A 7,361-nucleotide genomic window follows, 5' to 3' on the forward strand; every position below is an offset into this window, starting at 1 on the left:
CGTGGCCGAGGCCTTGGCTCGCGCCTAAAAGGATGAGTGAGATGACGTCTTCTTCCCCCTCTTCACCGGCGGCGCCCGCGCTCAGCCTGGGCTCGCGCTGGCAGCAGTACTACCAGTTGACCAAGCCGCGGGTGGTGCAGCTGATCGTCTTCTGTGCGGTGATCGGCATGGCGTTGGCCGTGCCGGGCCTGCCGACCGGCAGTGAATGGGGCGTGGTGCTGGCCGCCACGGCGGGCATCTGGCTGGTGGCTGGCGCCGCTGCCGCCTTCAACTGCCTGATTGAGCAGCAGATCGATGCCAAGATGAAGCGCACCGCCTGGCGTGCCACAGCCAAGGGGGAACTCAGTCGCGTACAGACGCTGACCTTCTCGGCCCTGCTTTGCGGCATCGGCTCAGCCATTCTGTGGGTCTGGGTCAATCCCTTGACGATGTGGCTCACCTTCGCAACCTTCGTCGGCTACGCTGTGATCTACACCGTGGTGCTCAAGCCTCTGACGCCGCAGAACATCGTGATCGGCGGGGCCTCCGGTGCGATGCCGCCGGTGCTGGGCTGGGCGGCTTTGCGCGGCGATGTCGGGCCGGAAGCCCTGATGCTCTTCCTGATCATCTTTCTCTGGACGCCGCCGCACTTCTGGGCCCTGGCGCTGTACCGCACCGAGGAGTACCGCAAGGCCGGCTTGCCGATGCTGCCCGTCACCCATGGCTCGGAGTTCACGCGTTTGCAGATCGTGCTCTACACCTGGATCCTGCTGGCCGCCACCTTGCTGCCCTTCCTGAGCGGTATGAGCGGCTGGATCTACCTGTTCAGTGCGCTGGTGCTGGGCCTTGGTTTTTGCACTTATGCTTGGCGCTTGCGGCGCAACTATTCGGACGAATTGGCGCGTTCCACCTTTCGATTCTCGATCTTGCATCTGTCGCTGCTGTTCGCCGCACTGCTGCTGGACCACTACCTGACGCCCTGGTTGGGCTGAAGCTCAGATGCAAAAAAGACGTCTCTTCCTGGCCGGATTGCTCGGTGTCTCTGCGGCCCTGGCGGGTTGCGAAAAGCTGGGCATGGGCGGCTCAAGCAAGCCGGCCTTCAAAGGCATTGACCTGACCGGTGCTGATTACGCGCGGGATTTCCAACTGGTGGATCAGCATGGACAGGCACGGACCTTGGGCGATTTCCGCGGCAAGGTCCTGGTGGTGTTTTTCGGCTTCACGCAGTGCCCGGATGTCTGCCCCACCACCTTGGCCGAACTGGCCCAGGTCAAGAAAGCGCTAGGGCCTGATGGCGAGCGCGTGCAGGGGATCTTCATCAGTGTGGACCCCGAGCGTGACACGCCCGATCTCCTGAAGGCCTATCTGGCCAGTTTTGACCCGAGCTTCGTCGCCTTGCGTGGCAGCGCCGACCAGACCCAGGCGGTAGCCAAGGAGTTCAAGGTCTATTACGCCAAGGTTCCGGGTAAGACGGAGGGCAGCTACTCAATCGACCACACCGCGGCGAGTTATCTGTTTGACTCCCAAGGTCGCGTGCGCGTGTTCTCGCGCTACGGCTCCGGCGCGCAGGCCCTGACTGACGATCTGAAAGTCCTGCTGGCTGAAAAGAGCTGAGCCGTCTGCGACGCGCTTCCAGCAATGAAAACGGCCCCTGTTTGCAGGGGCCGTTTGCCGTTGAGCCTTCCGTTCCGAGGCCTGTGCCTCAGGCTGCAGCGTCGCTCAAGGCCTTGCGCATCTTCTTCATCGCGGCCACTTCGATCTGCCGGATACGTTCAGCGCTGACGCCGTACTCGTTGGCCAATTCGTGCAAAGTCATGCCGCCGCTCGCATCGTCATTGACCTTGAGCCAGCGCTCTTCAACGATGCGCCGGCTGCGCTCATCCAGCGACTCCAGCGCCAGCTTGATGCCGTCACCGGCCAGATAGTCGCGCTTGCGCGCCTCAAGCACCCGGGTGGGCTCCTGACTTTCATCAGCGAGGTAGGCAATAGGGGCGTAGCTCTCGCCATCATCGTCAGTCTGCGGCTCCAGGGCCACATCGCCGCCAGACAGGCGCGTCTCCATTTCAAGCACTTCCTCGCGCTTGACCTTGAGGGTGCGGGCCACCTGATCGACTTCGCTCTCGCTCAAGGTGCTGCGGTATGCCTGGTCGTCCAGCGCATCTTCCTTCATGCTGTGCTTCATCGAGCGCAGGTTGAAGAAAAGCTTACGCTGGGCCTTGGTCGTCGCCACCTTGACCATGCGCCAGTTGCGCAGGATGTATTCGTGAATCTCGGCCTTGATCCAATGCATCGCGTAGCTCACCAAGCGCACGCCCTGCTCGGGATCGAAACGCTTGACGGCCTTCATTAGGCCCACATTGCCTTCCTGGATCAGGTCGCCCTGCGGCAACCCGTAACCCAGGTACTGGCGCGAGATCGACACCACCAGTCGCAGGTGCGAGAGCACCAGACGACCCGCAGCGTCCAAGTCACCACTTTCGCGCAGGCGCCGGGAAAAGCTCAGCTCCTCCTCAGGCGTCAGCATGGGCATGCGATTCACGGTCGTGATGTACGCATCCAGATTGCCCAGCGAGGGCAGCAAGGCCCAGGGGTCTCGGACTGTCAGTGCAGCGTGTGTCGTCATTGATGAACCCTCCGATGAACGAAGCGCTCTGGCTCCTACAGCGACAATATTAGCACTCAATGGAAGAGAGTGCTAAATCGCTAAGGACAATGGCGAAGGGCTTTACTGGCGTGGTCAAGCTGATGAGTGCTCACCAACATCGTGCGCTGATGCCGGCCCAGCGGGGCCGCCCGGAATCAGTCGATGAGGCCGAAATCGGGGCTGCCGACCATGCCTTCGATGTCCAGCAGGATCAGCATGCGCTCGCCGATCTTGCCCAGGCCGGTCACGAAGCGGGTGTCGATCGCGGCGCCGACCTCGGGTGGTGCCTTGATCGCATCTGCCGCCAGCTCCAGCACATCGGACACGGAGTCAACCACGATGCCGACGACGCGGCCACACACGTTCAGCACGATCACGACGGTGAACGCGTTGTACTCACCCTCGCAGCCCAGTCGCAGACGCATGTCCACGATGGGGACGATGACGCCCCGGAGATTGACCACGCCCTTCACGAAGGCCGGCGCATTGGCGATGCGCGTCGGTGCTTCATAGGAGCGGATTTCCTGCACCTTCAGGATATCTAAGCCGTACTCTTCGGCGGCGATGCGGAAGGTCAGGAACTGGCGGCTGCTGCTGTGAGCCCCCTCGGCAGTGACGGTCAGCGCGGTCTGCGCGGCAACTGGGGCAAGTTCGGTAGAGCTCATGGGAATCGGGCGCTGGCGGTATCAGTTGAATGGCTTGTTGGACGTGCCTATTTTTTCATGCCTTGCTGTGGGCTGCACACCGCTTGGCTTCAGGCGCCGAGCAAATGAGCAGAAACGCGGTGCAAAAGCCTCACCTGGATCGCCTGGGTGGGTCTCTGCGGCATGCCGGCGACTTGGCTGCAGTGGTCACGAGGGGCAGTTTGGCGACGCCTAGAGTTTTTTCGCCAGCAGTCACTTGCTCGGTGCATCAGCAGTTGCTGCAGGCCACATGCTGAATTGAGAAAGCCCCGTCTTGACGGGGCTTTATGCTGCTTATAGTGATGCGCCTGCAAGCAACTGCAATCGCTTGCAATGGCTTCCTCGAATCAGACGTTGAACAGGAAGTTCAGCACGTCGCCGTCCTTGACGACGTAGTCCTTGCCTTCCGCGCGCATCTTGCCGGCGTCCTTGGCGCCTTGCTCGCCCTTGAAGGCGATGTAGTCGTCGAAGGCGATGGTCTGCGCGCGGATGAAGCCGCGCTCGAAGTCGGTGTGGATCACGCCGGCCGCCTGTGGCGCGGTGTCACCGATATGGATGGTCCAGGCGCGCACTTCCTTCACACCGGCGGTGAAGTAGGTCTGCAGGCCCAGCAGCTTGAAGGCGGCGCGGATCAGGCGGTTGAGGCCCGGTTCGTCCTGGCCCATCTCGGCCAGGAACAGGGCGCGGTCCTCGTCTTCCATCTCGGACAGCTCGGCCTCGGTCTTGGCGCAGATCGCCACCACCGGCGCGTTCTGCGAGTCGGCGTATTCCTTCAGGCGATCCAGGAAGGGGTTGTTCTCGAAGCCGTCTTCCGAGACGTTGCCGACGAACATCGCCGGCTTGGCGGTGATCAGGCACAGCGGCTTCAGGATGACCAGTTCTTCCTTGCTGAAATCGATGGTGCGCACCGGTTTGGCCTGGTTCAGCGCGGCCTCGCACTTCTCCAGCACCTTGACCAGCGCTGCGGCTTCTTTGTCGTTGCCCGAGCGAGCCGCCTTGTTGTAGCGGTGCAGGCTCTTCTCGACCGTGCCCAGGTCGGCCAGGCAGAGCTCGGTCTGGATCACCTCGATGTCCGAGATCGGGTCGACCTTGCCGGCCACGTGGATCACGTTCGGGTCTTCGAAGCAGCGCACCACGTTGACGATGGCGTCGGTCTCGCGAATGTGCGAGAGGAACTGGTTGCCCAGGCCTTCGCCCTTGGATGCACCCGCCACCAGGCCGGCGATGTCCACGAACTCGACGATGGCCGGCAGGATGCGCTCAGGCTTGACGATCTCGGCCAGGGCCTGCAGACGCGGGTCGGGCAGCTCGACCACGCCCACATTGGGCTCGATCGTGCAGAAGGGATAGTTCTCGGCGGCGATGCCGGCCTTGGTCAGGGCGTTGAACAGGGTGGACTTGCCGACGTTGGGCAGGCCCACGATGCCGCATTTGAGGCTCATGGGGAACTTTCTGGAAGGAGGCTGGCCGAGAGGCGAGGGCGCGATTTTAGTCGCCCCCGGCCGGCGCCCGCTGTCCTTGGCTGCGGCAGGGCCTGGGAGCCCTGCCTACAATGCGCGCCAAATGCATGCACACCCGCACGGCCACGCGCCGACCTTTGACATCCTGGTGCGCGGCGAAGGCTGCGTCGGGCGCAGTCTAGCGCTGGCGCTGGGTGCGCGCGGCCTGCGGGTTGCGCTGCTGGGCCAGGACACTGGCATTCCAGCGCGCGAGGATCTGCGGGCCTACGCGCTCAATGCGGCCTCGGTGGCGCTGCTGCGGGAGCTGCGGGTCTGGGACGCCTTGCCCGCCGATGCCGTGACCCCGGTCTACGAGATGCAGGTGCAAGGCGATCAGGGGGCTGCGCGGCTGCAGTTCAGTGCCTGGCAGCAGGGAGTGTCCGAGCTTGCGCACATCGTTGATGCGCAGGCGCTTGAGCAGGAGCTGGGCCAAGCGCTGCGCTTTGCGCCGCATGTGCAGCGGGTGGCTGCGCCGGTGTCGGCCGCATTGACCGCGTATTGCGAGGGCCGTGATTCAGCCAGCCGGCAGGCCCTGGGCGTGCAATTCGAGCACCATGCCAGCGGGCAGCGCGCGATTGCGGCGCGTCTGGTGGCTGATCGGCCGCACCAAGGTGTGGCCCGGCAATGGTTCCGCGCCCCCGATGTGCTGGCTTTGCTGCCCTTCGATCGTCCGGCCCCGGGCTGCAGCTATGGGCTGGTGTGGTCGCTGCCCGAAGGTCGGGTGCCGGAGTTGCTTGCGGCCAGTGATGCAGAGTTCGAACAAGCGCTGATGGACGCCACGGGTGGTGGCGCCGGTACGCTGCGCCTGGCGGGTGGCCGGGCCTCGTGGCCTTTGTCGCTGGCGCGTGCCAGTGCCGTGAGCGGGGAGGGCTGGGTACTGCTCGGCGACGCCGCGCATCTGGTGCACCCCTTGGCGGGTCAGGGACTGAACCTCGGTCTGGCCGATGTCAGCTGTCTTGCCGATGTGCTGTCGGGACGTGAGCCCTGGCGTGCCTTGTCCGATGAACGCCTGCTGCGCCGCTATGCGCGCCAGCGTGCCTTGCCGACCTGGGCTATGGGCGAACTGACGGATGGCCTGCTGCGCCTGTTCGCCAGCGAGCAGCCGATCGTGCAAGGCCTACGAAACCGCGGCATGGGTCTGTTTGACCGCTTGTCACCTCTGAAGCGCTGGATGACAGCGCAGGCTCTGGGCGCCGGGCGCTCTTGATAAATTGCACGAACGGGACCGTGATGAAGCGAAAGACTGTTGCTATTGCCCTTGCCGCTGTTGCATTGCTGTCGGCCTTGCCGCAGGCCTGGGCCAATGAGGCCGCGATCCGCAAGAACCTGACCGAGCGCCTGCAAGGCCTGCCCAAGATCGACGAGGTGCGCCAGACCGGCATGCCAGGCCTGTGGGAGATCCGCATCGGCAACGAACTGCGCTACACCGACGCCCAGGGCAATTACCTGATCGAAGGTGAACTGATCGACCTGCGCAGCCGCCGCAACCTCACCGAGGAGCGTGTCAACCAGGTCAACGCGATCGACTTCGCCACTCTGCCGCTGAAGGATGCCGTGGTCTGGAAGAGTGGCAACGGCAAGCGCCGCATCGCGGTGTTTGCCGATCCGAACTGCGGCTTCTGCAAGCGCTTCGAGCGCACCTTGCAGGACGTCAAGGACATCACCGTCTACACCTTTGTCGTGCCCATCCTGGGTGGCGATTCGCCTGAAAAGTCGCGCGCCATCTGGTGTGCCAAGGACTCGACCGCCACCTGGCTGGCCTGGATGCTGGAGGGCAAGGCACCCCCGAAGCCCGCCGCGAACTGCGACGACGGCGCCATCGAGCGCAACCAGGCCCTGGTGCGCAGGTACCGCATCAACGGCACGCCGGCCATCATCTTCGAAGACGGCAGCCGCGTGCCGGGCGCAATCAGCGCCGAGCAGCTGGAACGGCGTCTAGCCGGCGGCAAGTCCTGATACCCCTTCACCGAACCTGGCAACCCAGGTCCCGCTCCGGAGCCCTGCATGACTGACCGCGCTGTCGCGCCCGCCCTCACTCTGAACCCCTTGGCCTTGCGTCTGGGCTATGCGGGCCTGCTGCCCTTTGTCTTCGGCGCGCTGCTGGTCTGGCTGCTGGCCGGCTACGACCTTGACGCGCATGCGTTTGCAGCGCTGGCACTGTCCTGCTACGCAGCCGTTGTCATCTCCTTCCTGGGCGGCATCCATTGGGGTCTGGGCTTCCGCCAGACAGAAACTTCTGCGCGCCCCTTCGTCTGGGGCGTGGTGCCCTCGCTGCTGGCCTGGGTGGCGGTGGTGATGCCGGCCTATGCGGGACTGGTGGTGCATGGCGTGGTGCTGGTGCTGTGCTACCTGGTCGACCGGCGCAGCTATCCGGCGCTGGGCGCAGCAGCCTGGCTGACGCTGCGTTTTCGCCTTAGCGCAGTGGCGTCGCTGAGCTGCTTCCTGGGGGCGGCGGCAAGCTGAATGGCCAAGCCCAGCTATCGCGTCGAGATCGAGGATGCGCATGCGCATCTGTTTCGCGTCACGCTGACCCTGCCTGAACCTGCAGACCTGCAG

8 protein-coding genes are annotated in these 7,361 nt (G+C 64.1%); 5 read left to right on the top strand and 3 right to left on the bottom strand.

The genetic code is table 11. From position 1 onward, the window contains the following. Window positions 1–41: 41 nt before the first annotated feature. Window positions 42–971, top strand: a complete 930-nt coding sequence (gene cyoE, locus ACIQ67_RS18490; RefSeq protein WP_397535847.1) for a heme o synthase — start codon at window positions 42–44, stop codon at window positions 969–971. A 7-nt stretch (window positions 972–978) separates the two neighbouring features. Then, window positions 979–1,593, top strand: coding sequence for an SCO family protein (locus ACIQ67_RS18495; protein WP_397535848.1), 615 nt, complete (start codon window positions 979–981; stop codon window positions 1,591–1,593). An 88-nt stretch (window positions 1,594–1,681) separates the two neighbouring features. Here the strand turns inward: ACIQ67_RS18495 and rpoH are convergent, their stop codons facing one another. The 3 genes from rpoH to ychF form a co-directional block, all read right to left on the bottom strand. Continuing rightward, the gene (gene rpoH / locus ACIQ67_RS18500; RefSeq protein WP_397535849.1) at window positions 1,682–2,602 is read right to left on the bottom strand and encodes an RNA polymerase sigma factor RpoH; all 921 of its coding nucleotides are present in this window, start codon (window positions 2,600–2,602) and stop codon (window positions 1,682–1,684) included. Window positions 2,603–2,778: 176 nt separating this feature from the next. Next, window positions 2,779–3,288: a chemotaxis protein CheW gene (locus tag ACIQ67_RS18505; RefSeq protein WP_397535850.1), complete on the bottom strand. Its 510-nt coding sequence runs from the start codon at window positions 3,286–3,288 to the stop codon at window positions 2,779–2,781. A gap of 365 nt (window positions 3,289–3,653) precedes the next feature. Beyond that, window positions 3,654–4,748 (bottom strand): redox-regulated ATPase YchF, encoded by a 1,095-nt coding sequence (gene ychF / locus ACIQ67_RS18510; protein WP_397535851.1) that lies wholly within the window; start codon window positions 4,746–4,748, stop codon window positions 3,654–3,656. Between the two features lie 121 nt (window positions 4,749–4,869). Here ychF and ACIQ67_RS18515 point away from each other — a divergent pair, with 121 nt between their 5' ends. Genes ACIQ67_RS18515 through ACIQ67_RS18525 form a run of 3 tightly spaced genes read left to right on the top strand, consistent with a single transcriptional unit; the run spans window position 4,870 to window position 7,268 of the window. After that, window positions 4,870–6,012 (top strand): FAD-dependent monooxygenase, encoded by a 1,143-nt coding sequence (locus ACIQ67_RS18515; protein ID WP_397535852.1) that lies wholly within the window; start codon window positions 4,870–4,872, stop codon window positions 6,010–6,012. A 23-nt stretch (window positions 6,013–6,035) separates the two neighbouring features. Further along, complete coding sequence (locus tag ACIQ67_RS18520) at window positions 6,036–6,761, top strand: DsbC family protein (RefSeq protein WP_397535853.1); 726 nt, start codon at window positions 6,036–6,038, stop codon at window positions 6,759–6,761. Between the two features lie 48 nt (window positions 6,762–6,809). Continuing rightward, window positions 6,810–7,268 carry a DUF3429 domain-containing protein gene (locus tag ACIQ67_RS18525; RefSeq protein ID WP_397535854.1) on the top strand — a complete coding sequence of 153 codons (459 nt, stop codon included), beginning with the start codon at window positions 6,810–6,812 and terminating at the stop codon, window positions 7,266–7,268. Window positions 7,269–7,361 lie beyond the last annotated feature (93 nt).

The organism is Roseateles sp. (genome assembly GCF_044373315.1).
Lineage (GTDB): Bacteria > Pseudomonadota > Gammaproteobacteria > Burkholderiales > Burkholderiaceae_C > JACDQM01.

Bases quoted from the DNA above. Each gene is read 5' to 3' on its own strand.
- cyoE (WP_397535847.1), top strand. From the start codon at position 42: ATGACGTCTTCTTCCCCCTCTTCACCGGCGGCGCCCGCGCTCAGCCTG.
- ACIQ67_RS18495 (WP_397535848.1), top strand. From the start codon at position 979: ATGCAAAAAAGACGTCTCTTCCTGGCCGGATTGCTCGGTGTCTCTGCG.
- rpoH (WP_397535849.1), bottom strand. From the start codon at position 2,602: ATGACGACACACGCTGCACTGACAGTCCGAGACCCCTGGGCCTTGCTG.
- ACIQ67_RS18505 (WP_397535850.1), bottom strand. From the start codon at position 3,288: ATGAGCTCTACCGAACTTGCCCCAGTTGCCGCGCAGACCGCGCTGACC.
- ychF (WP_397535851.1), bottom strand. From the start codon at position 4,748: ATGAGCCTCAAATGCGGCATCGTGGGCCTGCCCAACGTCGGCAAGTCC.
- ACIQ67_RS18515 (WP_397535852.1), top strand. From the start codon at position 4,870: ATGCATGCACACCCGCACGGCCACGCGCCGACCTTTGACATCCTGGTG.
- ACIQ67_RS18520 (WP_397535853.1), top strand. From the start codon at position 6,036: ATGAAGCGAAAGACTGTTGCTATTGCCCTTGCCGCTGTTGCATTGCTG.
- ACIQ67_RS18525 (WP_397535854.1), top strand. From the start codon at position 6,810: ATGACTGACCGCGCTGTCGCGCCCGCCCTCACTCTGAACCCCTTGGCC.